Here is a 24,433-nt window from a genome sequence, read left to right as displayed (position 1 = left end):
GGAAAGAAGACTTCATCTGCGGCGAACAGCAGGCGAAATGCGCCATGGGCGCGCTGTAAAGCATGCCCATCACGATCGCGCCGGCATCCACGCCCAGGTCACGCCGCGCGGAATGAGGAGCATACCGATCACAAGATCGCGGATCGTGCGGACACGCGAGATGCAGGCAATGAGCACGCCGACGAAGGGCGCCAGAAGCCCCACCTCGCCCCTGCCTAGCGCGCCGTGTCCATTTATGGGAGATGCGAGCGATCTCAGTCCCGCACGACGATTCCTCGCCTTATTCATCTCTGTTAGCTGCTGGGCTTCATGCCCATCGACATGAAGCTCAAGTCGGCATTGCGAGCAGGATCGATGCCGGCGCGTTCGTCCGGTTGACCAGCGCCCGCGCCTCACCCGGTGCCAGCCTGCAACTGTCGAGCAAGCCGAGCGTCACGCTCCCGGTTGGCGTTTCGATTGTCACCTCGCCCGCAACGACGATGTAAATCTTCTCCACCTCGGCCGCCTTGAGAGACGTCCGGCCAGCGGGAAGGAGATGTGACAGACCGATCCAGATCGTGTCGGTTTCCGTCGCCTCCTTGCCTTGAAGCCGGAGGCAGCGCATGTCGTAATGCTCTGCTGCCTCGTAAGCCTTGGCCGCGGCGTAGCGCGTGACCTGCATCCGGCTCTCCTTACGGCTTCAGCAGCACGCGGTCGGCCGTGCCGCGCAGCACCGAGGCATAGGCCTTGGCCGCATCCGCAAGGCCATAGACAGTCGCCGGGTTGATTGGGAACGGCTTCAGTTTGCCTGCTTCGAACATCGGCTTGAGCTTGTCGAAGATGCGTGCGCCCTCGACGGAGGAGAGAGCCAGCGTATCGATGCCGATATATTTGTGGCGGCCGCGGAAGAAATTGAAGATATCGAAGGGCACGGCGCGATCGAAGGTGGAGATGAAGATCTGCCGCGCCTGCTTCGCCATGGCATTGTTGCCGATTTCGAAATAAGGGCTGCCGACCGTATTGAAGACGATGTCGGCGCCATGACCGCCGGTCTTTTCCTTGACGATCGCGGCAACGTCGTCTTTGGCGCTGTTCAGCATATCCACCGGAGCGTTCGTGTGGGCAAGCAGCGGCTGCTCGTTATATTCGAGCGCGAAGACCCGTGCGCCGGCAAGCGTGGCAAGCTGGATCGCCGCCTGGCCAACCTTGCCGTTGCCGCCACAGACGAGCACGACGTCTGTCGGCTGCACGCCGCCGGCCTCACGCAAACCCTCATAGGCGGTGATGAAAGGAACGCCAATCGACCCCGCCTCTTCCATCGTGAAGTTCGAAGGTTTGGCGCGCACGGCCTTCTGATCGAGAACCATCCATTTGGCGTGGCTGCCATCCTGGGTGATGCCGAGCTCACCGCCGCCCCCCCAGATTTCCATACCGATCATCGAAGCCGGTCCCTCGCGCACGACGCCGCCGAAGTCGCGTCCCGGCGTGCGTGGCCAGATGGCATGCGGCATGTGTCCGAGAGACGCCTTGACGTCGCTGGGGTTGACACCGGCCGCAACGATCTCGACCAGCACCTGGCCAGGGCCCGGCCGCGGAATGGTCACATCGGCCAGATCAATCTTGAGATTGTCGAGATCGGGCGATTTCTCGTTGACCCTCAACGCTTTGGCGATTTTTGCGTCGACCTGGATATTCATGTCTCATCTCCCTGAACTGGTTGTCAAAATCATGCCGGAAGGCCGAGCATTTCGCGCGCCTGTGAGGGCTCGGCGATCTTGCCGCCGAGCTTCTCGATCAGGTCACGAGCACGCTCGACGAGTTCGCCGTTGCCTTTGGCGAGCACGCCCTTGGCGATGTAGGAATTGTCTTCGAGGCCCACCCGCACATGGCCGCCGAGCAGATAGGACTGCACCGCCATCGGGAAAGACATTCGGCCGACGCCGAACCCGGTCCAGACGGCATCGCCAGGCAGCATGCGAGCGGCGGTCGCCATGATATCGGTCGTCGACGGAAAGCCGTATTTGACGCCGGTGACGATCGTAAACATCGCGGGCGACTTCAGGGCGCCCGCTTTCAAGAGGTCGTGCGCGAGCTGGATGTGGCCCGTGTCGAACACTTCGAGCTCGGGCTTGGATCCCGCGTCGTTGATGATATCCGCCATGACCTTCACGTTCTCTGGCGTGTTGATCACCACCTCCGAGCCGAAGGTCATCGTGTTCAGGTCGAGCGTCGCAATGTCGGGCTTGAGCGCCGCGATGTGCTCGACGCGCCGTTCCGGCCGCATCAACGTGGTGCGCGGCCCGGCGACGGCTGGATTGTCCTCGCTCGGATGGTACCGGCCGCCCGGACCGGTGGTGATATTGAGGATCAGGGCGTTGTTCCTGGCCCGAATCCGCTCGACCACCTCCCGATAATATTTGAGCTCCATCGACGGCTTGCCGGTCTCCGGATCGCGGACGTGGATGTGGGCGATGGCGGCGCCCGCTTCTGCCGCTTCCAGGCAGGAATTGGCGATCTCCTCGGGCGTGACGGGTAGACCGGGGTGGTTTTCCCGCGTGGTGAGATTGCCTGTAACCGCACAGGTGATGATGACATTTTGCTGCATCACAGATGCCTCCCACCATCGACGACGATCCGGTCGCCGGTCGAGAATTTGAGATGTGTCGCGCAGGCGACGATCGCCTCGGCCACATCGAGCGGCGAGGTGATGCGCTTCAGCGGCGTCGTCGCAGCAACTTTGTCGTTGAACTCCTTGCCGCGGCCGGGGACGAACTGAGTGTCAACCGCGCCCGGCGACACCGAGAGTACACGGATGGCTGGTGCCAGTGCGCGAGCGAGCGATTTCGTCATGATGTCGAGCCCCGCCTTGGCGCCGCAATAGGCGACATTGGAGCCGACGCCCGTGAAGGCGGCGATCGAGGAGACATTGACGATGAGCCCGTCGCCACGCTCCGTCAGTGCGGGCGCGAAGGCGCGGATGGTCGCGAAGACACCGCGCCAGTTGTTGACGAAGATCTCATCGATGAGGTCGTCCGTTAGCGCATCAAGGTCGCCGTGCGGGATGGGCTTGGTGATTCCGGCGCTGTTGACGAGAATGTCGGCGCCGCCCATTTCGCCGAGGACGCGGTCCCGGAAGGCCCCGATGCTGCTGCTGTCTTCGATCGAGACAGCCTCCGCCATGTGGCCATCCCCCGCCAGGCTCTCCTTCAGCGTCCGGGCTTGTTCGGTGGACGACCGGTATCCGATCGCCACTCGGGCGCCCGCTTCGGCGAGAAGCCGGCAGGCCTCGCGCCCGATGCCGCCGGAGCCGCCGGTGACGACGGCCACCTTGCCGGCGAGCGGCAGTCGATGTTCATACGTTGCCATCATGACTTGGTCCCCGAGATCGGCGGCACGGGAAAGGTCGACTCGCCCTCCGTCAGGCGGAACTGATATTCGCAGGTGTAGAAGGGCGACGGCGTATCCGGGTGATCGGGATGCGGCTCGCGATGCTCGACGAAATCGCCGACGATCTGCTGCTTGGCGCCGAACACAACATCATCTGCAAGCGCCTCCGACGTATCGGAAAAGATCTGCGTGATCAGGGTCTTGTATCCGGGCGCCGAGACGATGAAGTGGATGTGGGCCGGACGCATCGGACGCCGCCGCTGGGCATGCAGCAATTCCCCCACCGGTCCGTCAGTCGGGACCGGGTAGCCGGCGGGTTTTACCGAGACGAAGTGGAACGAGCCTTCCGCGTCCGTATGAAAGACGCCGCGCAGGTTGAAGTCCTCCTGGTCCGGATCCTGGTTCTCGTAAAGGCCAACAGGAGAGGCCTGCCAGACATCGAGCTTGGCGCCGGCAATCGGCGTGCCGTCGACCCCGGTCACCTTGCCCTGGAAGAAGAGCTTCGGCCCAGGTGTTTCCGAGCGAGCAATGCAATCGCCACAGGCGCAGGCGGGAGCCTTGCCGCGGTAGAACGGGCCGAGCAGCGCGGACATAGTTTCGCCCTGCATGCCGTCATTGTTGATGAGGTCGATCAAGGTCGACGCGCCGAGAACGTCGGCGGCGAGCACGACCTCATTGTTGGTCTCATTGGTGTGATGGCCGAGGGCGGCGATCCATTGCAGCGCCTTTTCGAATTCCGCCTCGGTCGGAAGCGTCTCGATGATGAAGGCATGGAGGTGACGCGTCGCGGACTCCATCAGCGTGCGCAGGCGCGCGTCCGGTGTGGCCGCCATCGCCGTGACGACCGTCGGCGTCACATCCTCGAGGGTCGATATCAGTTTCGGTTCGACTTTTACGTGTTGCATGACATGTCTCCTGGCTGTCGCAGCCGGCCTCAGGCGGCCGTCGTCTTCAGGGATTGCAGGTGCGGGTATTTCTCGGTCAGCAGCGACCCGTGGTAGTCGGATGAGGTCCAGCCAGCGGCCGACGGCCGGTGACGATGCCCACAAGTGACCAAGATTGATGTCGTCCATGCGCACGATGACCGGCATGATGGCGATGTCGGCGAGCGACAGAATGCGGCCGAGGACAAAGGGGCCGCCGCTCTCGTCGAGCCAGCGCGCGAAGCGGTCGACACCGCGCTGCAGGCGGCCGAGCGCTTCGTCCATCTCGGCCCTGGGGAAGCCGGTGCGGCCCATCTTCAGGAGGAACTCGCGGCGCAGAGGCTTGCTTTCGCAGACGGCCAGAAACTCCTCCGCGGTCATCGCCTGATAGTGTGGCAGGAAGGCGAGATTGTAGGAAGGTACGCGCACGGCCGGTGTCGGCACCTCGTCGATGTAGCGCATCTTGGCCCGCATTTCGGCGACCTTGAGCGGGTCGGACGGGCGAAGCGGCGCCACCTCGGGATGGATGTCCTCGAGATATTCCATGATGACGGAGGAATCGAGCACCGAGGTCCCGTTATGAACGAGCGCCGGCACCAACCCGTTGGGGTTGACCGCCAGGTACTCGGGCTTCAACTGGTCGCCCCGGAAGAGGTCGAGCTTGTGCTCGACGAAAGGAAGCCCCTTCGTGTGCAGCGTGTAGCGAACGCGCTGGCTGCAGGTCGATTGCGGTGCGTTATAAAGTTCGTACTCGGACATGCCTTCCTCCTCCTGCGGTTCTGCAGGTCAGTCATGTTGCGGTTCGATGTGTCGGGGCTGGAGCTCAGTCCCAGTTGAGCACACGCGGCAGCTTGCCGCGTCGCGCGAGCGTTCCCACCAGGCCGAGCGGAAAGAAGATCAGCCCGAGCGCCATCACCAGGCCGGTGCCAAGGATGTTGAGTTCCGAAGCGCCCATCATGGCAACGAAGAGCTCGTTGAGCGCAACGATCAGCACGGCGCCGATGACAGGGCCGGCAACGGTTCCCTTGCCGCCGAGGATCGCCATCAGCACGAGGTTCACCGCGATCGGCATGATCAGGAAGATATTGGGGCGGAGATAGGTGATGTACTCGCCCCAGACGGCGCCAGCCATGCCGACGAAGAAGGCCGAGAGCGCGAAGGCCATGACCTTGTAGAAGCGCGTGTCGATGCCGGCGCTTTCCGCCTTGATCTCGTCCTTGGAAATCGCCCTGAGGCCAAGGCCGAACTTGGAGTGCTTGATGCGATAGCTCGCCCAGACGCTGAAGGCGGCGATCGCCAGCATGGCGTAGTAGTAGGGGATCTTCGCCCAGAGCACCGGTAGACTGGTGACCGGCAGCGTGACGCCATTGGCACCGCCGACGAATTCCCAGTTATCAAACAGGATGCGGGCGATCATCAGGAGCGCGATTGACGAGATGATGAAGCTCGGACCGCGAACCTTGAGCGTGACCATGCCTATCAGATAGCCGATTACGGCGGCGACGAGGCCGGCAAGCGGCGCGGTGACGATCGTCGAGACGCCGAAACGGGCCAGGATCATGCCGGAGAAATATCCGCCGATCGCGAAGAACACGGCGTGGCCGAGCGAGATGTAACCGGCGAAGCCGCCGAGGATGTTCCAGCCCGAGGCCATCGCCACATAGCTCGCGGTGAAGAGCACCATGTGCAGCACGTAGTTGTAGTTGCCGGTAAGCTGCAGCAGCGGCAAGGCGACAAGAACCGCCATCAAGGCGAGCGGGAACCAGGCTGCCCGCGTCTGGTCGGCCTTGCGGGCGAGCTTCTCGTTGTGCAGGCGGCGCGCTTCGAGGACGCCGCTGGTAGTGGATTGCTGAAGCGTGACGGTCATCATGCCATCTCCGGTTTTTCGCCGAACAGCCCCTGGGGCCGGACGAGCAGGATGAGGAAAAGAGCGACGAAGAAGGTCAACGTCGACCACGTCGCGCCAATCCAGGCGCCGACGAAGGCGGCAATGACCGACAGGAACAACGCGGCCACGACCGTGCCGAGAATGCTGCCCATGCCGCCGAGCACGACGACGGACATCAGCATCGCAATCCACTCGCCGTGTTTCGCCGGGAAGAAGCTGAAGACGAAGCTGACCAGCGAACCGGCCGCGCCCGCAAGCCCGATGCCGATCGCAAAGGCGAGCACGCTGATGAAGTTGACATTGACACCGAGAAGCTCTGCCGCCTCCCGGTTTTGCGTCGTTGCGCGGATAGCATAGCCAAGACGGGAGTATTTGAGGAACAGCGTCAGTCCGACGATGATCGTCAGGGAGACGATACCGGCGTAAAGCTGGCCCTTCGGGATGAAAAGGTCACCGATGAAGAAGGCATCGGTCGCATAGTCAGGCGAGACGATGCGCTGCGTGTTGGTGAAGAGCCCGCCGAGCGCGCCTTCGACGACCATGGCGAGCGCAAAAGTCAGGAGCACGGTCATCTCGGAATATTTGGCGCTTTTCGTCTGCCTCTCGAGCATCAGGCGGTAGAGCAACACGCCGATAGCCGCCATGATGACGGAGGCGACGGGCAGCATGACAATCGGATCGACGCCAAGAAGCTTGAACGCCCAATAGGTGATGTAGGCACCGGCGATGATGAGCGACGGGTGCGCGAGGTTGACGATGCGCATCACCCCGAACACCAGCGACAGACCGGAGCCCATCAGCGCGATGACGCCACCGAGAGCTAGGCCCAAGATCAGAATTTGAAGTATTTCAGCCATCATAGCTCCTTCAGGCGGCTTTCTTGCCGCCGAGATAGAGTTCCTGGATGCGCGGGTCGGACAGGATCATCTCGGCTGGGCCCTCGAAAAGCGTGCGGCCGAGGTCGAGCACCACGCCCCAATCGGAATTCTTGAGCCCCATCAAGGCGTTCTGCTCGACGAGTAGCACCGTGACGCCCTCCGCCGACATCATCTTCATGATGTCGAACATCTCCTGAATGACCTTCGGAGCGAGTCCGAGCGATGGCTCGTCGAGCATGACGATGGCGGGCTTGATGATCAGCGTGCGGGCCATCGCCAGCGTCTGCTGCTGGCCGCCGGACATGGTACCGGCGTGCTGGTCGGCGCGCTCGCGCAGGATCGGGAACCGCTCCAGAATGCCGTCGATCCGCCGCTCCAGTTCCTTCTGGTCGTTGAGGATGAAGCCGCCCATACGCAGGTTTTCGCGCACGGTCATTTTCGGGAACAGCGCCCGCTCCTGCGGCACGAAGCAGATGCCCTCGCGCAGGATCTGGTCCGGGCGCATGCCGTTCAGGCGCTTGCCCTTGAAGATCACGTCGCCCTTGCGGATCGTCAGCATGCCGCAGATTGCTTTCATCAGGGTCGATTTGCCGGCGCCGTTCGGGCCGATGATGCAATGGACCTTGCCGGGTTCGACGGTGAGATGGGCGCCGTCGAGGATCGCCGGACCATCGCCGTAGCCGGCGGTGATGTTGGTGACCTGAAGAAGCTCGCTCATCACGCCGCCTCCGCTTCCAGGATGCCACCAAGATAGGCTTCGAGCACCTGCGGATCCTGGCGAACGACATCCGGCGTCCCCGAACAGATGACGCGCCCCTGCGCCATCACCACGACCTTGTGCGAAAGACGCATGATCAGGTCCATGTTGTGCTCGACGATAAGCACTGTCAGGCCCTTCTCGTTCAAGGCGCGGATGTGACCGATGATCTCTTCGAGAAGTGACGGGTTGACGCCGCCTGCCGGTTCGTCGAGCAGGATGATCTTGGGATCGGACATCAGCAGAGCCGCAAGATCCATCAGCTTCTTCTGCCCGTAGGAGAGATTGTGGCCGTCCTCGTAGGCGATGCGGGTGATGCCCAGGAACTCCAGGATCGACATCGCCTTGTCCTTTTCCTCCGCGCTCATGGCGGGACGGAACAGGCCGGACCAGCCATCGACCCGCGATTGCACGATGACGTTCTCGATAACCGTCATGTCGGCGAGATTGCGCGAGATCTGGAAGGTTCGGCTCAAGCCGCGCGCCGTCACCTTATGTGGTCTCAGATGATCGATGCGATCGCCGTCGAGCCGGATCTCGCCCGATGTCGGCGTGACGGTGCGACTGATGCAGTTGAACGCCGTGGTTTTGCCGGCGCCATTCGGGCCGATCAATGCGGTGATCGATCCCTTCTCGACGGTGAAGCTCGCACCGTCGACGGCTCTGATGCCGCCATAGTGCTTGCAGAGATTCCTGACTTCGAGCATGCGCTCGACCTCCCGTTCCTTCAGTCCACAGGAATGTCGCGAGCCGGACATTTACCGCCTCGCGTCGGCTTCACCGGTCAGAAGCCGGCCTTGGGGTAGCTGAAGGGCACGACGCCTTCGAACTCGCCCTTCGGATAGACGAACTTGAGGTTGCCACCCTGCCACTGGGTCATGATGTGGGATTTGTTCTGGGCGAGGCCGCGCTCATCCCAATTGAAGCGGCCGAGCACCGTTTGCACGGGTGCATCCTTCGTGCGCGCGTGCAGCCATTCCGCCATCTTGGCATTGTCGGTGGAACCGGCGCCAGTGATTGCCTGCTCGATACCCTGGCAGACAGCGAACGGGATGGCGCTGTCCTCGTCCGGCTCGACGCCGTAGGCAGCGGTGAAAGCCTTGACGAAATCGCCATTGCTGAACGGCTTGCCGGCGAGCGTGCTCTCGAAGGGCACGTCCTTGTGCCAGGTGGTGTGGATCATGACGCCGTCGGCCGCGTCCTTGCCGACGCCTTCGATGAATTCGTTTTGCGCGCCCTGGCTCAGGTAAACGAGTTTCGGCGTGGCCCCAACGGTCTTCAGCGCGCGGGTCAACTGCACGGCTTCTTCCGCCGAGGCAGTGAGGCCGACGACCATTTCGGCGCCGGAGCGCTTGATCGAGTTGGCGAGGTTCAGCCAGTCGTTGAAGCCTTCCTCCGGCCACTTCTCCTGCATCACGACCTTGATGCCGGCATTGGCGAGGTAGCCCGGAGCGAGATCGGCGATCTCTTTGTCGGTCGCCGGATCCTTGACCTTTTCGCCGAGCAGGCCGGCGGCAATCGCATTGGCAAAGAAGTCGTCCGCAGACACGATCGCAGCGCTCTTGGGCCCCTCGCCTGCCGGGATCAGGTCGTGGATGACAGCGGTCACGTCCTTTCCGGTATATTCGGCCGCACTCACCTGGAAATAGAAGAGGTTGCGGTAGCCCTGCTCGTAGATGCGCAATGCGCCGCCGGAGGGAACCGCGTGCACCATGTTGTACTTCGACAGGATCGCGGCGACGGGGAACGTCAGGCGGCTCGAGAACGTCCCGTAGACGGCGTCGACCTTGTCGACATTGATGAAGCGTTCGTATTGGTTGATGGCGGTCGCCGGATCGGAACGATTGTCGCTGACGATCAGGTCGACCTGCCGGCCAAGAATGCCGCCCGCTTCATTGATCAGCTTGGTGCAGAGCTCGTAGCCCCGCTTGTGCTTTTCGCCGCTGACGGACAGGCCGCCTGTGATCGGCAGCGACGCGCCGATACGGATGCTCTCCGCGTGCGCGGCGGTTGCTGCAAACACCATTGCGGTCGTTGCTGCCAGAATTCTTGCCAGAGTCATCGATGCTCCTCCCATCAAATCGGCTACCGGTTGTCTTCATTGCCCCTTATGTCATGCAATCGATTGCATACACGGACGCAAAACAAACTAATAAACGCCTGGCGCGTGCCCTGCGATCTCCTCCATCGTCATTAGGGCACAGCTTGGCACAGCCGCCTCGTATCGGCCACGCCTTTGCAATCGATTGCGTAATGTATCTAACACGGCTAATATGTCGCGTCAAGATGATTGTGCAATCGATTGCCTCGACGCTCGAACGCGGTAGAATGGGATACGGACGGAGTAACCAAATGAAGAAAAAGAGAATTACGCTCAAAGACATAGCCCGCGAAACCGGCGTTCACGTCTCAACCGTCTCGCGGGCGCTCGACCCCATCGAACGCAAGTCGATTACCGACGACGTCGCCAATCGCATTCAGGCCGCGGCCGAACGGCTCGGCTATCGTCCGAACCGCATCGCCGCCGGATTGCGCACCAACCGCACGATGACCGTGGGCGTCATGATTCCCGACATCACCAACCTGGTCTTCCCGCCGATCCTGCGCGGCATCGAAAGTGTGCTCGAACCGCTCGGCTATGCCGCGATCATCGTCAACACCGACAGCGAGCGCGACCGCGAGGTTCGCCTGCTTGATGTGCTTCGCGACCGAGGCGTCGACGGCATCATCCACGCTGCCGTGCTGCGAAGCGATCCTTCGATCGCGCGGGCTGCCCAAGACGGCCTGCCCGTCGTCACGCTCAACAGAAAGGTGGAGCAATCCACGATCCCCAGCGTGGTCAATGACGAAGATGCCGGTATCTGCGAGATGCTGCGGCATTTGAAAGAGCTCGGCCACACCCGCATCGCCCATATCGCCGGGCCGCAGGAACTTTCCACCGGTCAGCTCCGCCTCTCCGCCTTCCGCAAAGCGGCCGATGACCAGGCGATAGAGGTCGACGAGGCGCTTATCCGGGTGGCGACCCGGTTCAACGAGGAGGATGGAGCCCGCTGCCTTCTTGAACTGCTCGATGGCGGTAATGTCTTCACTGCCGTCCTCTGTGCCAACGACCGGCTGGCGCTCGGCGCCATCGAAGCCCTGCGCGACCGCGGCATCGACTGCCCCGGGCAGATCTCCGTGAGCGGCTTCAACGACATGCCGCTGCTCGACCTTATCCGACCGAAACTCACGACCGTTCGCATTCAGCAGTACGAGGCAGGTCGTACGGCAGCGAAACTGCTGATGCGGCTGGTTAATTCCGCCGAAGACGACGCGATACCACTCGAAACCGTTCTGCCCGTGGAACTCGTCGCCAGGGAGAGCACGGCCCCCGTGGCCGCCGGCGGTCCGAGTTCTCGATAACAGGGACCGGTCAACACAAGATCGTTGAACAGTTCGAGCGGTTCATCAAGCGTTCATTGACTGCAGATTCTTGAACTCGCCTACATCAGACTGCGGCGATATCCGCTCGCCGAGCACATTCGTAAGCTCGGCCAAACACAGCTGCCTTGCGGTCACCGGGTTAGCGTGGGCGCCTATTCAGCTAAACACCCCACACCACGGCCTGTTCATGTCGATGAATCAGGTGCTGAAGCCGGTCGAAGCTGTGGCGGATATGTTGCGAGAATTTCTCGATGGCCGGGGTATGCGCCGAGGTCGCGCGGCTCAAGAGCCCGAGAGCGCGTTCCGGGTGCGGGACCGAAACCGGAAGTGCCGTGATCGATTTTTCGTTGCGTAGCGCAAAAACGACGCTGTGCGGAAGCACGGTCAAGGCGTCGATACCCTTGAGGTAATTGACGAGGCTCATCAGCGAGCCGCCTGTGTAGCGTATCTTGATCTCGGTCGCCCCGAAGGAGAGCAGCAGGCTATGAAGATCCGCAAGCAGCGGGCTTCCCGGCGGCGGCGCCACCCAGGGATATTCGAGAAGCTGCGACGGCTGCGGCCGTCTCTTCAGCAGAAGCGGATGCGTCACCCGGCAAGCGACGACGTTTCGACCGGGAAGCACCTTCTGGAACGCCAAGCCCGATCCCTCCTCAAGAATGTCGATCGGGCAGATGGCAAGATCGATCTGATCGCCCTTCAAGGCAGCGCGCAGATCGGCCATGTAGCCGTAGCTCTGGTCGATCCGGACGTCAGGGTTTTGCACCTGGAAGTCTGCGATCATCGGCGCAATCAAGGCGTCCATGAAAAATGGCGTGCCGCCCACGCGTACGAGACCGCTTTTGCCGAGGCGAAAGCTCTCGATCGTATCGGACGCCTTGCGCGAGGCCGACAGCATGACCTGACCGTGATCGGCGAGCGCGCGCCCGAGCGGTGTCGGCTGCAGCGGCCGCCGCCCCTTGACGAAAAGCGGTTCGCCCAGGCGCCTTTCGAGCATGGCAATGGTGCGGGAGATCGCCGGCTGCGACAGCCCGAGCAGCGCCGCGCCTTCGGTGACGCCGCCCGCTTTCACGACCGCAGCGAGCTGGACAAGATGGCGTTCGTCTATCTTCATAACAATTGATTATATTAACTGAGAGTAAAATCATCAATCGCGCCTGGGCCCCGTGGTAGCTTTCATTTCAGCCAAGTGTCTGGAGGAGTGTGATGCGGGGCGCGATGGTTTCGAATCCTAACGAAACAGCCTTCGCCGAGGCTTTCGCACAGCGAATTTCGAAAGCCGATGACGGCGCGCTGCCGCAGGTGCTGCGCACGGTCGTGACCCACCTCCACGGGCTCATCAGGGAATTGCGCCCCAGCGCCGCCGACTGGCGCAAGATGATCGAATTTTTGACCGAGGTCGGTCACACGACCGACGAGCGGCGGCAGGAATGGGGTTTGCTGTTTGATCTGCTTGGTGCCTCGGCGCTGGTCGACGAGATCAATTCGCGTCGGCCGAAGCAGGCGACGCCCAATACTGTCCGTGGGCCCTTCTTTCGCGCCGACACGCCACAGCGCGCTTCCGGCAGCAATATCTCGCTCGATGGCGTCGGCGAGCGGCTGGCGGTTTTCGGACAATTGCTCGACCTCGACGGGCACCCGATCGAGAGCGCAGAGGTCACGACCTGGCAGGCGAACGCCGCCGGTTTCTACGAGAACCAGCAACCGGACCTGCAGCCGGAGTTCAATCTGCGCGGCGTCTTCAAAACGGACCGGGAGGGACGGTTCGACTACCTGACGGTGCGCCCGACCGGCTACAGCGTCCCGGTAGACGGGCCGGTGGGCAAGCTCCTTGGTCAAGCGGGTTGCTCGCTCCGGCGCCCAGCCCATCTACATTTCATCGTCACCGCCCCAGGATTCCATCCGATTACGACGCATATCTACGACGGCAGCGATCCCCATATCGACGAGGACGCGATCTTCGGGGTCAAGCCGGAACTGGTGCACGAATTCAAATGCTTCGACATCGGCGGCAAGTCCGGCTGGCGGCTGGACTTCAAGTTCCTGATGGCGAGGGCAAGGCAAGGATCTGCGTCGTGAGGAACAGTTTCACCTATCAGGGCAGCGCAGCGCACATCGTCTTTGGCGAAGGCAAGAGCGACGAGGCAGGAGCTTGGGTCGAAAAGCTTGGGTGCAAACGGGCGTTGGTGCTTTCAACGCCCCATCAACGGGCAGACGCGGAAACACTGGCGGAGCGGCTCGGGCCACTTGCCGTCGGCGTCTTTGCCGGGGCTGTGATGCATACGCCGATCGATATCACGGCAAAAGCGATGGAAGCGGTCAAGCAAAGCGGCGCCGACTGCCTCGTCTCGCTTGGCGGGGGCTCCACCACCGGGCTCGGCAAGGCGATCGCCTATCGCACCGACCTGCCTCAAGTCGTTATCCCGACGACCTACGCCGGCTCGGAAGTAACGCCGATCCTCGGACAAACGGAAGGCGGCCGAAAGACGACCGTTCGGCATGCTTCGATCCTGCCGGAAGTGGTGATTTACGATCCGGGACTGACGCTTGGCCTGCCGGTCGGCATGAGCGTGACGAGCGCGCTCAATGCCATGGCCCATGCGGTCGAAGCACTTTATGCGCAGGACCGTAACCCGATCTCTTCGCTGATGGCAGCCGAAGGCCTGTTCGCTTTCAAGACGAGCCTGCCGAGGATCGTCGAGGCGCCGGGAGATCGCGAGGCGCGAGCCGAGGCGCTTTACGGAGCCTGGCTCTCGGGCACCGTGCTCGGCACGGTCGGTATGGCGCTGCATCACAAGATTTGCCACACGCTCGGCGGCACCTTCGACACGCCGCACGCGGAAACGCACGCAATCATGCTGCCACATACGGCCGGCTACAACGCCGCGGCCCTGCCTGACCTGCTTGGGCCCGTGGCCCGGATGCTCGGCGGTTCGGTTGGCGGTGGCCTGTGGGATTTCGCAAAGTCGCTCGGCGCGCCGCTTGCCCTGAAAGATCTCGGGCTCTCCGAAGCCGACCTCGATCGCGCAGCCACGATTGCGACCGAAAACCCCTACTGGAACCCGCGGCCGATCGACCGCCAGTCCATTCGGGCGCTGCTGCAGGATGCCTGGGAGGGCAACCGGCCGACGAACTGATGACACCCTTCGGGAGGAAGGGCATTGAGAGGAGGAACCATGCTGACGAGACGCGATTTTCTGAAGACGACAGCCGCAGGTGGCGCTGTCGCCTTTTCATCGGCACTTTCGATGCCGGCGATAGCCAAGGGCACGGCAATCAAGCTTGGCTATGTCAGCCCGCAGTCCGGGCCGCTCGCCGCCTTCGGCGAAGCCGACAAGTTTGTGATCGATGCCTTCCTGGCGACAACCAAGGCCAAGGGCCAGAACTTCGAGGTTGTCGTCAAGGACAGCCAGTCGAATCCCAACCGGGCGGCGGAAGTCGCCAAGCAGTTGATCGTCGTTGACGAGGTCAATCTCGTCCTTGTCGCCTCGACGCCGGAGACGACGAACCCGGTCGCAACCACCTGCGAAGCCGAGCAAATGCCCTGCATCTCGACGGTCGCGCCATGGCAACCCTGGTTCATCGGCCAGCAAGGCAATCCCGGCGATCCAGCCTCGTGGAAACCGTTCGACTATGCCTATCACTTCTTCTGGGGTCTCGAGGATGTCATCGCCGTCTTCACCAACATGTGGGCTCAGGTGGAGACGAACCACAAGGTCGGCGGGCTCTTTCCCAACGATGGCGACGGCAATGCCTGGGGCGACGGGACCGTGGGTTTCCCTCCAGTCCTCGAAAAGCTTGGCTATGGCCTCACCGATCCCGGCCGCTACCAGAACATGACCGACGACTTCTCGGCGCAGATCAATGCGTTCAAATCGGGCGGATGCGAGATCGTCACCGGCGTGGTCATTCCCCCTGATTTCACGACCTTCTGGAACCAGGCCAAACAGCAGGGTTTCGTGCCGAAGGTCGCCTCGATCGGCAAGGCCCTGCTCTTTCCGCAGGCAGTCGAAACGCTGGGCAAGGCTGGGCACAATCTTTCGTCGGAAGTCTGGTGGTCGCCGAGCCATCCTTTCGCCTCGTCGCTAACTGGCGAGACATCCGCTCAAGTGGCCGAAGCCTTCACCAAGGCGACCGGCCGGCCCTGGACCCAGCCGATCGGTTTTGCCCACGCCCTCTTCGAACTGGCCGTCGACGCCGTTACGCGGGCCGACGATCCGACCGACGGCGATGCGCTGGCTCAGGCGATTGCCGCCACCAGGCTCGACACGCTCGTCGGTCCCGTAGCCTGGGACGGTAAAGGCTTGCCGCCCTTTGCCGCTCGAAACGTGGCCAAGACGCCGCTCGTCGGCGGTCAATGGCGGCTCAAGGACAGCGGCGGTTACGACCTCGTCATCACCGACAACAAGACGGCGCCGAACATTCCCGTCGGCGGGAAAATGGAAGCGATCGTGTGAGCGCCTCAAGGCGTGGGACGGTGACCGAGGAGGGTCAGGCATGTCTCTGTTAGAACTCGAGCGGATCTCGAAGCGCTTCGGCGCGCTGACCGTTGCCGACGAGATCAGCTTCTCGGTCGGCGAGGGCGAGGCGCTCGGCATCATCGGGCCGAACGGCGCCGGCAAGTCGACGCTGTTCAACCTGATTGCCGGCAACATCGCCCCCGACAGTGGCACCGTCCGCTTCGGCGGCATGGATGTCACCCGAACACCGCCGATGGGCCGCTGTCTGTCGGGCATGGGGCGGACTTTCCAGATCCCGCAGCCCTTCGAAAAACTGACCGTCTTTGAGAACCTGCTCGTCGCCGGCAGTTTCGGCGCGCGGCGGCGCGAGGCGGAAGCCTGTGACCGCTGCGCCGAGATCCTGGTGGACACGGGCCTGTTCGACAAGGCGAATGTTCTGGCCGGCGGCCTTACCCTGCTGCAGCGCAAGCGGCTGGAACTGGCAAGGGCGCTCGCCACCGAGCCGAGGCTGTTGCTGCTGGACGAGATCGCCGGCGGCTTAACGGAAGCCGAATGCCACCAGTTGGTCGCGACCATCAGTGCCATACAGCAGAAGGGCGTTGCCGTCATCTGGATCGAACATGTGCTGCATGCGCTGACCTCGGTGGTGGAGCGGCTGCTGGTTTTGAACTTCGGCAAGGTGATCGGCATCGGAAAACCCGACGAGCTCATGGCGTCGCGTGCGGTCCAGGAGATCTATCTGGGGATCGAGCTATGACAGCGATGCTCGAAACCAGGGGCCTCAGGGCCTTCTACGGTGACTTCCAGGCACTCTTCGGCGTTGATATCGCCGTTGCCAAGGGGGAAACCGTCGCGATCATCGGGGCCAATGGCGCGGGCAAGACCAGCCTGATGCGCGCCATCTCCGGCATACTCGCGAGCGAGCCGGGCATGATCGTCTATCGCGATGAACCGATCGGTGCGCTGGCAGCACCCGATGTTCTTGCCCGCGGCATCGCCATGGTGCCCGAGGGACGCCGGCTGTTCCCGTCGCTGAGCGTCGAGGAAAACCTGCTGATCGGCGCCTATCGCCGCAACGGAGAGGGACCTTGGACGCTCGAGAGTGTCTATGAGCTCTTCCCGATCCTGCGCGAGCGTCGAAACAACCCAGCGACAGCCCTTTCCGGCGGCCAGCAGCAGATGGTGGCAATCGGCCGGGCGCTGATGTCCAACCCGGACGTGCTGCTTTGCGACGAGATCAGTCTCGGCTTGGCGCCGGTCGTCGTTCGCGACATCTATGCGGCCTTCCCGCGCATCCGCGAGACCGGTGCTTCGATCGTCATCGTCGAGCAGGACATCGCCCAGGCGCTGAAGGTCGCAACCCAGGTCTATTGCCTGATGGAAGGGCGGGTGACGTTGTCTGGGCATCCGGAGGCGCTGACCCGCGAGCAGATCCACCAGGCCTATTTCGGAGCGCCGCGCCATGGGCATCATTGACACGATCGTGCAGGGCGTTCTGCTCGGTGGGCTCTACGCCCTCTTTGCCGCCGGCCTCAGCCTGGTCTTCGGCATCATGCGGCTCGTCAATCTCGCCCATGGCGACCTGATCGTGCTTGCCGCCTTCCTGATCCTTCTGCTGTCCTCGGCGCTCGGCCTCAATCCATTTTTCGCGGCACTCATTGCCGCGCCGCTGATGTTCGTTGCCGGTTGGGCACTGCAATATTTCGTGCTCAATCGCACGCTCGGCAACGACGTCTTGCCACCGCTGCTCGTTACTTTCGGTATCTCCACCGTCCTCCAGAATGGCCTGCTCGAAGCGTTTTCCGCCGATAGCCGCCGTGTCTCCATCGGTGCGCTGGAGGGTGCTTCGACCGGTCTCGGCCCGCTCAACGTCGGCCTGATGCCGTTGATAACTTTTCTCTCGGCTCTCACCGTCATCTTCGGCCTGAACCAGCTGATCTATCGGACGGCGCTGGGACGCGCCTTCCGGGCAACGTCCGACGATATCGTGACGGCTGGGCTGATGGGCATTCGCCCACAACGCATCTTCGCGGTCGCGACCGGGCTTGCCATGGTCGTGGTGACGATCGCCGCACTCTATCTTGGCACGCGCGCCAACTTCGATCCGACGTCAGGTCCGTCGCGGCTGATCTACGCCTTCGAAGCGGTGATCATCGGCGGCCTCGGCTCGCTCTGGGGAACACTTGCCGGCGGGGTCATCCTCGGCGTTGCGCAGACACTTGGGGCGGCCGTCAATCCGGAATGGCAGATCCTTGCCGGGCACCTCGCCTTCCTCGCCGTTCTCGTCATCAAGCCGCGCGGGCTATTCCCCCGCGCCGTCGATTGAGGTCAAGCCGATGTCCATCGCCATTCCGTCCTTCAAGGTCGAAACGCGGAGCGGAACCTCATCGCTTGCAGCCTTGGCGGCATTTGCCGGCCTTGCGCTCGCGATTGCAGCTCCCCTCGTCGTGTCCCGCGGTGTCGTGCAGGATCTCTTCTTCATCCTGACCACGCTGGTGCTCGCGCAGAACTGGAACCTGCTTGCCGGCTATGCCGGGCTGATCTCGGTCGGTCAGCAGGTTTTCGTCGGCTTTGGCGCCTATGCGATGTTCGGTGCGGTCATTCTGGCTGGCCTCGATCCCATCGCCGCCATTCTGATTGCCGGCGCTCTTTCGGCACTTCTTGCCATTCCGACGGCCTTTTTCACCTTCCGGCTGCAAGGGCCCTATTTCGCCATCGGCACCTGGGTGGTGGCCGAGGTGGTGCGGCTGCTGCTTGCTCAATGGAAGGCGCTCGGCGGCGGCACCGGCACCTCGCTGCCGCGCGATGCCACGCGCGATATGATAGGCGTTGACCTCATCCGCGACCTCTTCGGCATGAAGGCGGCCGCGGCCAGCGATGCCCTCACCTATTGGATCGCACTCCTGTTGGCGCTCGCGACTATCGGCTTCATCTACCGCCTGCTGCGCAGCAAGCAGGGGCTCGGCCTTGCCGCCGTGCGCGACAACGAGCAGGCCGCCCGGGCCGTCGGCGTCGACGCCCGGCGCATGAAGGCGCTGGTCTACGTGGCGACGGCGTTCGTCACCGGTGTGGCCGGTGCGCTGATCTATGTGCAGAAGGCGCGCATCTCACCGGACGCGGCCTTTTCCGTCACCGACTGGACGGCCTATGTCATCTTCATCGTCGTGATCGGCGGCATTGGCACCATCGAAGGGCCGATCGTCGGCGTCGTTCTCTTCTTCCTGCTGCAGAAGCTCTTTGCGGATTTTGGCTCCTGGTACCTGCTGGTCCTTGGCGTCATCGGCATCCTCGTCATGCTCTTTACGCCGCGCGGCCTCTGGGGTCTGTTCTCCGATCGCACCGGCATCCAGCTCTTTCCGGTCCGCCGCACGTTGATCGGCGGACCACCCGCACACACGCCTAAGGGAGGACCAAATGGCTGACATCACAACCGACGTACTCATCATCGGCACGGGGCCGGCCGGGTCCGCCACCGCCGCGCTGCTTTCGAGCTACGGCATCGAAAACATGGTGATCAACCGCTACCGCTGGCTGGCCAACACCCCGCGCGCCCATATCACCAACCAGCGCACGATGGAGGTGTTACGCGATCTCGGCCGGGACGTGGAGGACGAAGCCTATATGTTCGCCGCCGAGCAGGATCTGATGGGCGAGAACGTCTTTTGCACCTCGCTTGCCGGCGAAGAGATCGGCCGCATGAAAAGCTGGGGCAAACATCCGGTCTCACGCGCCGAACACCAGCTTTCCTCGCCGAGCCAGATGAACGACCTTCCGCAGACCTTCATGGAACCGCTGCTGTTCAAGACGGCTTGCTCACGCGGCACCCAGGCGCGGATGTCGACGGAATATCTCAGCCATGTGCAGGATGACGACGGGGTTACCACGACCTGTCTCGACCGGTTGACCGGCAAGGAATTCACCGTTCGCTCAAAATATCTGATCGGCGCGGATGGCGGCAACTCGAAGGTCGCGGAGGATGCCGGACTCAGCTTCGAGGGCCGGATGGGCGTTGCGGGATCGATGAACATCCTGTTCGAGGCGGACCTGTCGCGCTACGTCGCGCATCGCCCTTCGGTGCTCTACTGGGTGCTGCAACCGGGAGCCGACGTCGGCGGTATCGGCATGGGCCTCGTGCGCATGGTCCGCCCCTGGAACGAGTGGCTGATCGTCTGGGGATACGACATCAACCAGCCGGCACCGGCCGTAGACGAAGCCCACGCGAAGAAGGTGGTGCGCGACCTGGTCGGCGTGCAGGATCTCGATGTTACGATCAAGCAGGTCTCGACCTGGACGGTCAACAATATGTACGCGACGACGATGTCGAACCGACGCGTCTTCTGCATGGGAGATGCCGCGCACCGCCATCCGCCATCGAACGGGCTCGGTTCCAACACCTCGATCCAGGATGCCTTCAACCTTGCCTGGAAACTCGCCTTCGTGCTGAAAGGTCAGGCTGGCGAAACGCTGCTCGATACCTACACCGCGGAGCGGGCACCGGTCGCCAAGCAGATCGTCACGCGCGCCAACAAGTCGATTGAAGAGTTCGGCCCGATCTTCAAGGCACTCGGCCTGCTCGATTCCATCGATCCCGTGAAGATGCAGCAGAACATGGACGGGCGCTGCCGCGATACGCCGGCGGCGGAAGAACAGCGCGCCAGCATCCGCAAGGCGATCGCCGCAAAAGTCTACGAGTTCGACGCCCACGGCGTCGAGATGAACCAGCGCTATCGTTCGGATGCGATCGTTACCGATGGTCAGCCCGAGCCGGTCTTTACCAAGGACCCAGAACTGCACTTCCAGCAGACCACCTGGCCGGGGGCCCGGGTTCCGCATGCCTGGGTCTTTTCGAATGACGGCAAGAAGGCCTCGACGCTCGATCTCACCGGCCACGGCCGGTTCACCGTGCTCACCGGGATCGGCGGACAGGGCTGGATTGAAGCGGCGAAGGTCGTCGGCCACGAGCTTGGTGTCGATATTGCGGCCCACGTCATCGGCGCGCGGCAGCATTGGGATGATTTCACCGGCGACTGGGCCGCACTCAGCGAAGTGCGTGACAGCGGCATCGTTCTCGTGCGTCCTGACCATCATGTCTGCTGGCGCTCGAAAGGGCTGCCGGCAGATCCCGTCGCAGACCTTCGCCGGGTCATGACATCAGTCCTTGGGAGGTGATCCATGGAAGCGCATGAGAAAGGCTTCTTCACCGAAGAAAACTCGATCGAGGTCGTCACCGGCCGCAACAGGAACGCCAAGGACGAACGGCTGAAGCAGATCATGGAAGTGGTCACGCGCAAGCTGCACGAGGCGGTGCGGGAAATCGAGCCGACGCAGGAGGAGTGGATGGAGGCCATCCTCTTCCTCACACGCACGGGGCAGATGTGCAACCAATGGCGGCAGGAGTTTATCCTGCTGTCCGACACGCTCGGCGTCTCGATGCTTGTCGATGCCATCAACAACCGCAAACCGTCGGGTGCCTCGGAAAGCACCGTGCTCGGGCCGTTTCACGTGCAGGATGCGCCGGAGCTCGAGATGGGGGCCAACATCTGCCTCGACCAGAAGGGCGAGGAGATGGTCGTCGGCGGACGCATCCTCGACACCGAGGGCAGGCCAATTGCCAATGCGCTGATCGACGTCTGGCAAGCCAATGACGAAGGCTTCTATGACGTGCAGCAGAAGGGCATCCAGCCGGAATTTAATTTGCGCGGCGTCTTTCGCACAGGGCCTGACGGCGAATATCGGTTCCGGGCGGTAAAGCCGAAATACTACCCGATCCCGAATGACGGTCCGGTCGGTCAGATGCTGGAGCATCTGGGCCGCCACCCCAACCGCCCGGCCCATCTCCACTACATCATCAAGGCCGACGGGTACGAGACGCTTATTACCCACATCTTCGATCCAGATGATCCGTATATCCATTCGGATGCGGTATTCGGTGTGAAACAGAGCCTGCTCGCGACCTTCCGGCACGTTGAGGACCCGGCACGCGCCAAGGAATACGGATTCTCCGACCGCTTCTGGGAAGTGAACCACGACTTCGTGCTGGCGCGGTCAAAGGGCGGCACCCGCTGACACGATCCAGGAACCACTACCTTGCCGAGGTGATCCGGAAAAGTACCGTCGCTCAGGCCGCGGGCCCTTCCGCGGCACAACCACGCCGAGCACTCTTGGCGCGCCGTGCCTTGGACGCGGAAGCAGGCCGTCTTCGGAATGCGCCCACGCAAGGGTGAGGTTCCGCCTTGGCGGAAGAGAGTGGGAGTCGAACCCACCAAGGACCGTCTGTCAGCCCCTCCCGGATTTGAAGTCCGGACATGCCACCGGGCATGCATCTCCTCCAAACATTTGACTTCTATTGTCTTTTCTCTTTGGCGATCCACCTCGACATAAGCCTTTAATTCAGCAAAGCCGCTTGGTTTGCACTCGTGAACATGACCGTATTCTCGTCGGTCGTGGCGTCCCATACGCCACTCTCAACCCCGCCCGCTACAGACAACTGAATATACCCATTGGTGAAGCCAGCCTTTTTGAACTGCACCGCCGTTATGCTGCTAAACGGGATGCTCTTTTCACCGGACAGTCCATGCGCAAGGAACGCGAGCGCCCCCTTGCGCTGTATAACCAGCTTGTCCTCGAAAATTTCGATCACCCCCCGACGCCCTGCAACTTCATGTTAGCCCCCCACGCTCTACAACCATGATGGTGCAATGCTCTCACAGCGCAGGTTGCAGTCAAGGCTTATTTAGCCTTCTCTAAATTTTAACGTGTGTTATCGTCCGGCGGGAGGGGGGTCAATTACTTGGACTGGGAGCGGTGGTTCTGTTCTGAGGAGGCGGCTCACGAAGCCGGGTGGAGAAGAGCCTACAAGTAGTCATCAGGAGAACATGCCGCCCCATCTGGTGCAAGATTTGGTCGGGCGGATCGGCCCTGTAGTGCGGCGCATCCATGACGATCTACTGGGACAGCAAGAAGCTGCTTTCGGATTGGCTGCTCTCGATTTCGAAAATCTCGCGCTTCAGACGCGCAATGTGCGCATACGAATACTGCGCATCCTCTAACAGCATACCGGCTCGGTCTTCCGCGAATTTCGCCTGGCGGCGATGGTTGTCGATCTGCGCCAATTTTTGTTTGATCCGAGAATCGTCCCTGGTCATTCCCAGCCTCCCTGGAAAGCGCCCTGGGCCGACATCTTAGACGAACAGCGAAGTTTGTCGATTTACCCATCCGGCGGATGCCGCTTCAACCCTTTCGGATAGTGGCTTTCGCCAATCGTGTCGGAGGGAAAGGGGCGGCGCGACCCGTAAGGTACTTTCTGGAGCACATTGGCAGACTAGAGCTTTTCCTTCAGGACGACGGCACTTTGAGGGAACATGCTTCCGCGATCAGTTATCGGCTTCGGTCATAGGAGAGGAAAGGGTCGTCCGCATGGCGTTCAATGATGATGAGTACGTGTCGGCCTGGCAGAATGGTGGAAGCACCGCGGTTGAAGACTTGCTCCGTGAACGTTGCCCAGATGATGATGCTAGAGTCCGAGTGCTGCCGCGCCTCGATGATCTCGGTACGTGGGATATTCTGTGGCACCGGTCGTCGGATACGGGTGAGCTCGACTACGGAATAGTTCGATCCCATCTCGGCTAGACGATGCAACAAAAAAGGCCGGATGATCCGGCCCTTCCGTGATCTCCTCCCGCCGCTGCCAGTACATCCGTGGTCAGCAGGCGAGAGGGACCGTATGCCTCCAATATAGGCGTGATTGAAATTTATTCAAATCGGAAATCAAAAGGCCTCGCCCTGCAGCGGCAAATGCTCGGGCACGCGTTCGCCCTTGTCTTGATGCAGGCGCCACGCTGGACGGCGGAAATCGGCGTCCCACGCAGAGATTTTGAGAGCAATTGACGAGACGTCACGCGTTCTGAAAGGCAGTTACAACAGCGTTCCGCCCTTTCACAACGGCTTTCCTGGGAGCCCAATGCCGACGGCCAAACGTCTCTTCAAAACCGACATCGACGAGCGGCTCGTCGCGTAGACTTTCATGGCGAAGCGTGAAGTAGGCGGTGAAGCTCTCACCCACGCCGATTTTCTTCGGAAGACCGCCGCTGAACATTCCGGGTGTGTGATCTTCTCAATCGGAAAATCGTGAAGGGGGTTCAGTATAAAGAGCTGAACTTTCTTGAACCATCTCTTGCGAGAACGGTCCACCGCCAAGTAGAGCGTAACATTCCCCGGCCCGAGATTTGTCGCAAGCAAGGAGATGACCTTGAATCCGTCATCACTGCCGCCAATAATCGTATTAACGGAGAAATGAACGCTGACTTTGGCCTTTGGATAGATAAACTTCGACCAAACGTTCCAGATAAAGCACGCAAGAGACACGAAAAACGAGCACAGGCTTATGACTAACGCCCAATCGGCAGTGGTCATCCTCTCGACGCTGCTCACGCGAGCATCTTGCCCCGCCTCGAAGCGGTTGACCGTGTTTGCTCCCACACCCGCCTTTTGTGCGAGTTCCTGGGTGCTCCAATTGAGGGCTGCACGCCCCATTCGACACTGATTTGCAAATCCGCGATCGCCTCGAAGCTCACATAGAGCGGGTGATTGCTCTGCTCGATGAGATCGACGGCGCCCCGACCTTGAGCCGGCGCTTGCCTGGCCCTTCCACGGCCCGCAGTGGCTTTCCGAGGCCGGTATCGCTGACGATGACCGGGAATGGGAGGACGAGCGGGAATGGGACCCCGCGGAGATGGGCATCG

General features: G+C 62.0%; 25 protein-coding genes and 1 tRNA gene. 10 read left to right on the top strand and 16 right to left on the bottom strand.

All coding sequences use genetic code 11. The features are described from left to right. Window positions 1–69: 69 nt before the first annotated feature. The 11 genes from AC0C6X_RS14055 to AC0C6X_RS14005 form a co-directional block, all read right to left on the bottom strand. Window positions 70–204, bottom strand: a complete 135-nt coding sequence (locus tag AC0C6X_RS14055) for a BCCT family transporter (protein WP_376741684.1) — start codon at window positions 202–204, stop codon at window positions 70–72. 124 nt (window positions 205–328) lie between these two features. Continuing rightward, a complete protein-coding gene (locus AC0C6X_RS14050) occupies window positions 329–661 on the bottom strand; it encodes a cupin domain-containing protein (protein WP_173519091.1) in 333 nt (110 codons plus the stop codon). 10 nt (window positions 662–671) lie between these two features. Further along, complete coding sequence (locus AC0C6X_RS14045; RefSeq protein ID WP_472953632.1) at window positions 672–1,676, bottom strand: quinone oxidoreductase family protein; 1,005 nt, start codon at window positions 1,674–1,676, stop codon at window positions 672–674. A gap of 29 nt (window positions 1,677–1,705) precedes the next feature. Then, a complete protein-coding gene (locus AC0C6X_RS14040; RefSeq protein ID WP_472953630.1) occupies window positions 1,706–2,584 on the bottom strand; it encodes a beta-keto acid cleavage family enzyme in 879 nt (292 codons plus the stop codon). Next, entirely contained in the window at window positions 2,584–3,348 is a 765-nt protein-coding gene (locus AC0C6X_RS14035; RefSeq protein ID WP_246304510.1) for an SDR family NAD(P)-dependent oxidoreductase, read from the bottom strand. Before AC0C6X_RS14035 ends, AC0C6X_RS14040 begins: the two co-directional genes overlap by 1 nt. After that, window positions 3,345–5,048, bottom strand: a complete 1,704-nt coding sequence (locus tag AC0C6X_RS14030) for a dioxygenase family protein (RefSeq protein ID WP_472953628.1) — start codon at window positions 5,046–5,048, stop codon at window positions 3,345–3,347. Before AC0C6X_RS14030 ends, AC0C6X_RS14035 begins: the two co-directional genes overlap by 4 nt. Window positions 5,049–5,112: 64 nt before the next feature. Further along, window positions 5,113–6,156, bottom strand: a complete 1,044-nt coding sequence (locus AC0C6X_RS14025; RefSeq protein ID WP_173519096.1) for a branched-chain amino acid ABC transporter permease — start codon at window positions 6,154–6,156, stop codon at window positions 5,113–5,115. Further along, window positions 6,156–7,034, bottom strand: a complete 879-nt coding sequence (locus tag AC0C6X_RS14020; RefSeq protein ID WP_173519097.1) for a branched-chain amino acid ABC transporter permease — start codon at window positions 7,032–7,034, stop codon at window positions 6,156–6,158. The genes AC0C6X_RS14025 and AC0C6X_RS14020 overlap by 1 nt, the downstream gene beginning before the upstream one ends. 10 nt (window positions 7,035–7,044) lie before the next feature. Then, window positions 7,045–7,773 carry an ABC transporter ATP-binding protein gene (locus AC0C6X_RS14015; RefSeq protein ID WP_173519098.1) on the bottom strand — a complete coding sequence of 243 codons (729 nt, stop codon included), beginning with the start codon at window positions 7,771–7,773 and terminating at the stop codon, window positions 7,045–7,047. Then, complete coding sequence (locus AC0C6X_RS14010; protein WP_247958818.1) at window positions 7,773–8,570, bottom strand: ABC transporter ATP-binding protein; 798 nt, start codon at window positions 8,568–8,570, stop codon at window positions 7,773–7,775. Before AC0C6X_RS14010 ends, AC0C6X_RS14015 begins: the two co-directional genes overlap by 1 nt. Before the next feature lie 26 nt (window positions 8,571–8,596). Beyond that, a complete protein-coding gene (locus tag AC0C6X_RS14005) occupies window positions 8,597–9,874 on the bottom strand; it encodes an amino acid ABC transporter substrate-binding protein (RefSeq protein ID WP_173519099.1) in 1,278 nt (425 codons plus the stop codon). Window positions 9,875–10,164: 290 nt separating this feature from the next. Between AC0C6X_RS14005 and AC0C6X_RS14000 the strand changes: the two genes are divergently transcribed. Continuing rightward, window positions 10,165–11,214 (top strand): LacI family DNA-binding transcriptional regulator, encoded by a 1,050-nt coding sequence (locus AC0C6X_RS14000; RefSeq protein ID WP_173519100.1) that lies wholly within the window; start codon window positions 10,165–10,167, stop codon window positions 11,212–11,214. A 181-nt stretch (window positions 11,215–11,395) separates the two neighbouring features. On the opposite strand, the gene AC0C6X_RS13995 is transcribed toward AC0C6X_RS14000, so the two are convergent. After that, window positions 11,396–12,346, bottom strand: coding sequence for a LysR family transcriptional regulator (locus tag AC0C6X_RS13995; protein ID WP_173519101.1), 951 nt, complete (start codon window positions 12,344–12,346; stop codon window positions 11,396–11,398). 104 nt (window positions 12,347–12,450) lie between these two features. On the opposite strand from AC0C6X_RS13995, the gene AC0C6X_RS13990 reads away from it, so the two are divergent. From AC0C6X_RS13990 to AC0C6X_RS13950, 9 genes are read left to right on the top strand one after another with little or no spacing between them, the layout of a single operon-like run. Further along, the gene (locus tag AC0C6X_RS13990) at window positions 12,451–13,311 is read left to right on the top strand and encodes a dioxygenase family protein (RefSeq protein WP_246304513.1); all 861 of its coding nucleotides are present in this window, start codon (window positions 12,451–12,453) and stop codon (window positions 13,309–13,311) included. Then, window positions 13,308–14,369: a maleylacetate reductase gene (locus AC0C6X_RS13985; protein WP_173519103.1), complete on the top strand. Its 1,062-nt coding sequence runs from the start codon at window positions 13,308–13,310 to the stop codon at window positions 14,367–14,369. The genes AC0C6X_RS13990 and AC0C6X_RS13985 overlap by 4 nt, the downstream gene beginning before the upstream one ends. 39 nt (window positions 14,370–14,408) lie before the next feature. Further along, window positions 14,409–15,689, top strand: a complete 1,281-nt coding sequence (locus AC0C6X_RS13980) for an ABC transporter substrate-binding protein (RefSeq protein ID WP_173519104.1) — start codon at window positions 14,409–14,411, stop codon at window positions 15,687–15,689. 40 nt (window positions 15,690–15,729) lie between these two features. Next, on the top strand, window positions 15,730–16,449 hold the full coding sequence (locus tag AC0C6X_RS13975) for an ABC transporter ATP-binding protein (RefSeq protein ID WP_173519105.1): 720 nt from the start codon (window positions 15,730–15,732) through the stop codon (window positions 16,447–16,449). Further along, entirely contained in the window at window positions 16,446–17,168 is a 723-nt protein-coding gene (locus tag AC0C6X_RS13970) for an ABC transporter ATP-binding protein (RefSeq protein WP_472953622.1), read from the top strand. The genes AC0C6X_RS13975 and AC0C6X_RS13970 overlap by 4 nt, the downstream gene beginning before the upstream one ends. Further along, entirely contained in the window at window positions 17,155–18,018 is an 864-nt protein-coding gene (locus AC0C6X_RS13965) for a branched-chain amino acid ABC transporter permease (protein ID WP_472953620.1), read from the top strand. Before AC0C6X_RS13970 ends, AC0C6X_RS13965 begins: the two co-directional genes overlap by 14 nt. 10 nt (window positions 18,019–18,028) lie before the next feature. Then, window positions 18,029–19,114: a branched-chain amino acid ABC transporter permease gene (locus AC0C6X_RS13960; RefSeq protein ID WP_173519108.1), complete on the top strand. Its 1,086-nt coding sequence runs from the start codon at window positions 18,029–18,031 to the stop codon at window positions 19,112–19,114. Then, on the top strand, window positions 19,107–20,861 hold the full coding sequence (locus AC0C6X_RS13955; protein WP_173519109.1) for an FAD-dependent oxidoreductase: 1,755 nt from the start codon (window positions 19,107–19,109) through the stop codon (window positions 20,859–20,861). The genes AC0C6X_RS13960 and AC0C6X_RS13955 overlap by 8 nt, the downstream gene beginning before the upstream one ends. 3 nt (window positions 20,862–20,864) lie before the next feature. Then, complete coding sequence (locus AC0C6X_RS13950) at window positions 20,865–21,758, top strand: intradiol ring-cleavage dioxygenase (RefSeq protein WP_173519110.1); 894 nt, start codon at window positions 20,865–20,867, stop codon at window positions 21,756–21,758. Window positions 21,759–21,926: 168 nt separating this feature from the next. Here the strand turns inward: AC0C6X_RS13950 and AC0C6X_RS13945 are convergent. The 4 genes from AC0C6X_RS13945 to AC0C6X_RS13930 form a co-directional block, all read right to left on the bottom strand. Then, a tRNA-Sec gene (locus tag AC0C6X_RS13945) sits at window positions 21,927–22,022 on the bottom strand. 55 nt (window positions 22,023–22,077) lie between these two features. Continuing rightward, entirely contained in the window at window positions 22,078–22,332 is a 255-nt protein-coding gene (locus tag AC0C6X_RS13940) for a DUF4429 domain-containing protein (RefSeq protein ID WP_173519111.1), read from the bottom strand. Window positions 22,333–22,636: 304 nt separating this feature from the next. Further along, on the bottom strand, window positions 22,637–22,837 hold the full coding sequence (locus tag AC0C6X_RS13935; protein WP_173519112.1) for a hypothetical protein: 201 nt from the start codon (window positions 22,835–22,837) through the stop codon (window positions 22,637–22,639). Between the two features lie 790 nt (window positions 22,838–23,627). Continuing rightward, complete coding sequence (locus AC0C6X_RS13930; RefSeq protein WP_173519113.1) at window positions 23,628–24,224, bottom strand: helix-turn-helix domain-containing protein; 597 nt, start codon at window positions 24,222–24,224, stop codon at window positions 23,628–23,630. Window positions 24,225–24,433 lie beyond the last annotated feature (209 nt).

The sequence above is a fragment of the Ensifer sp. VA4 genome (assembly GCF_055710065.1).
The sequence above is the reverse complement of the archived record's forward strand: the minus strand, read 5'-3'. Positions and strand labels throughout refer to the sequence as shown.

Bases quoted from the DNA above. Each gene is read 5' to 3' on its own strand.
- AC0C6X_RS14050 (WP_173519091.1), bottom strand. From the start codon at position 661: ATGCAGGTCACGCGCTACGCCGCGGCCAAGGCTTACGAGGCAGCAGAG.
- AC0C6X_RS14045 (WP_472953632.1), bottom strand. From the start codon at position 1,676: ATGAATATCCAGGTCGACGCAAAAATCGCCAAAGCGTTGAGGGTCAAC.
- AC0C6X_RS14040 (WP_472953630.1), bottom strand. From the start codon at position 2,584: ATGCAGCAAAATGTCATCATCACCTGTGCGGTTACAGGCAATCTCACC.
- AC0C6X_RS14035 (WP_246304510.1), bottom strand. From the start codon at position 3,348: ATGATGGCAACGTATGAACATCGACTGCCGCTCGCCGGCAAGGTGGCC.
- AC0C6X_RS14030 (WP_472953628.1), bottom strand. From the start codon at position 5,048: ATGTCCGAGTACGAACTTTATAACGCACCGCAATCGACCTGCAGCCAG.
- AC0C6X_RS14025 (WP_173519096.1), bottom strand. From the start codon at position 6,156: ATGACCGTCACGCTTCAGCAATCCACTACCAGCGGCGTCCTCGAAGCG.
- AC0C6X_RS14020 (WP_173519097.1), bottom strand. From the start codon at position 7,034: ATGGCTGAAATACTTCAAATTCTGATCTTGGGCCTAGCTCTCGGTGGC.
- AC0C6X_RS14015 (WP_173519098.1), bottom strand. From the start codon at position 7,773: ATGAGCGAGCTTCTTCAGGTCACCAACATCACCGCCGGCTACGGCGAT.
- AC0C6X_RS14010 (WP_247958818.1), bottom strand. From the start codon at position 8,570: ATGTCCGGCTCGCGACATTCCTGTGGACTGAAGGAACGGGAGGTCGAG.
- AC0C6X_RS14005 (WP_173519099.1), bottom strand. From the start codon at position 9,874: ATGACTCTGGCAAGAATTCTGGCAGCAACGACCGCAATGGTGTTTGCA.
- AC0C6X_RS14000 (WP_173519100.1), top strand. From the start codon at position 10,165: ATGAAGAAAAAGAGAATTACGCTCAAAGACATAGCCCGCGAAACCGGC.
- AC0C6X_RS13995 (WP_173519101.1), bottom strand. From the start codon at position 12,346: ATGAAGATAGACGAACGCCATCTTGTCCAGCTCGCTGCGGTCGTGAAA.
- AC0C6X_RS13990 (WP_246304513.1), top strand. From the start codon at position 12,451: ATGGTTTCGAATCCTAACGAAACAGCCTTCGCCGAGGCTTTCGCACAG.
- AC0C6X_RS13980 (WP_173519104.1), top strand. From the start codon at position 14,409: ATGCTGACGAGACGCGATTTTCTGAAGACGACAGCCGCAGGTGGCGCT.
- AC0C6X_RS13975 (WP_173519105.1), top strand. From the start codon at position 15,730: ATGTCTCTGTTAGAACTCGAGCGGATCTCGAAGCGCTTCGGCGCGCTG.
- AC0C6X_RS13970 (WP_472953622.1), top strand. From the start codon at position 16,446: ATGACAGCGATGCTCGAAACCAGGGGCCTCAGGGCCTTCTACGGTGAC.
- AC0C6X_RS13965 (WP_472953620.1), top strand. From the start codon at position 17,155: ATGGGCATCATTGACACGATCGTGCAGGGCGTTCTGCTCGGTGGGCTC.
- AC0C6X_RS13960 (WP_173519108.1), top strand. From the start codon at position 18,029: ATGTCCATCGCCATTCCGTCCTTCAAGGTCGAAACGCGGAGCGGAACC.
- AC0C6X_RS13955 (WP_173519109.1), top strand. From the start codon at position 19,107: ATGGCTGACATCACAACCGACGTACTCATCATCGGCACGGGGCCGGCC.
- AC0C6X_RS13950 (WP_173519110.1), top strand. From the start codon at position 20,865: ATGGAAGCGCATGAGAAAGGCTTCTTCACCGAAGAAAACTCGATCGAG.
- AC0C6X_RS13935 (WP_173519112.1), bottom strand. From the start codon at position 22,837: ATGACCAGGGACGATTCTCGGATCAAACAAAAATTGGCGCAGATCGAC.
- AC0C6X_RS13930 (WP_173519113.1), bottom strand. From the start codon at position 24,224: ATGGGGCGTGCAGCCCTCAATTGGAGCACCCAGGAACTCGCACAAAAG.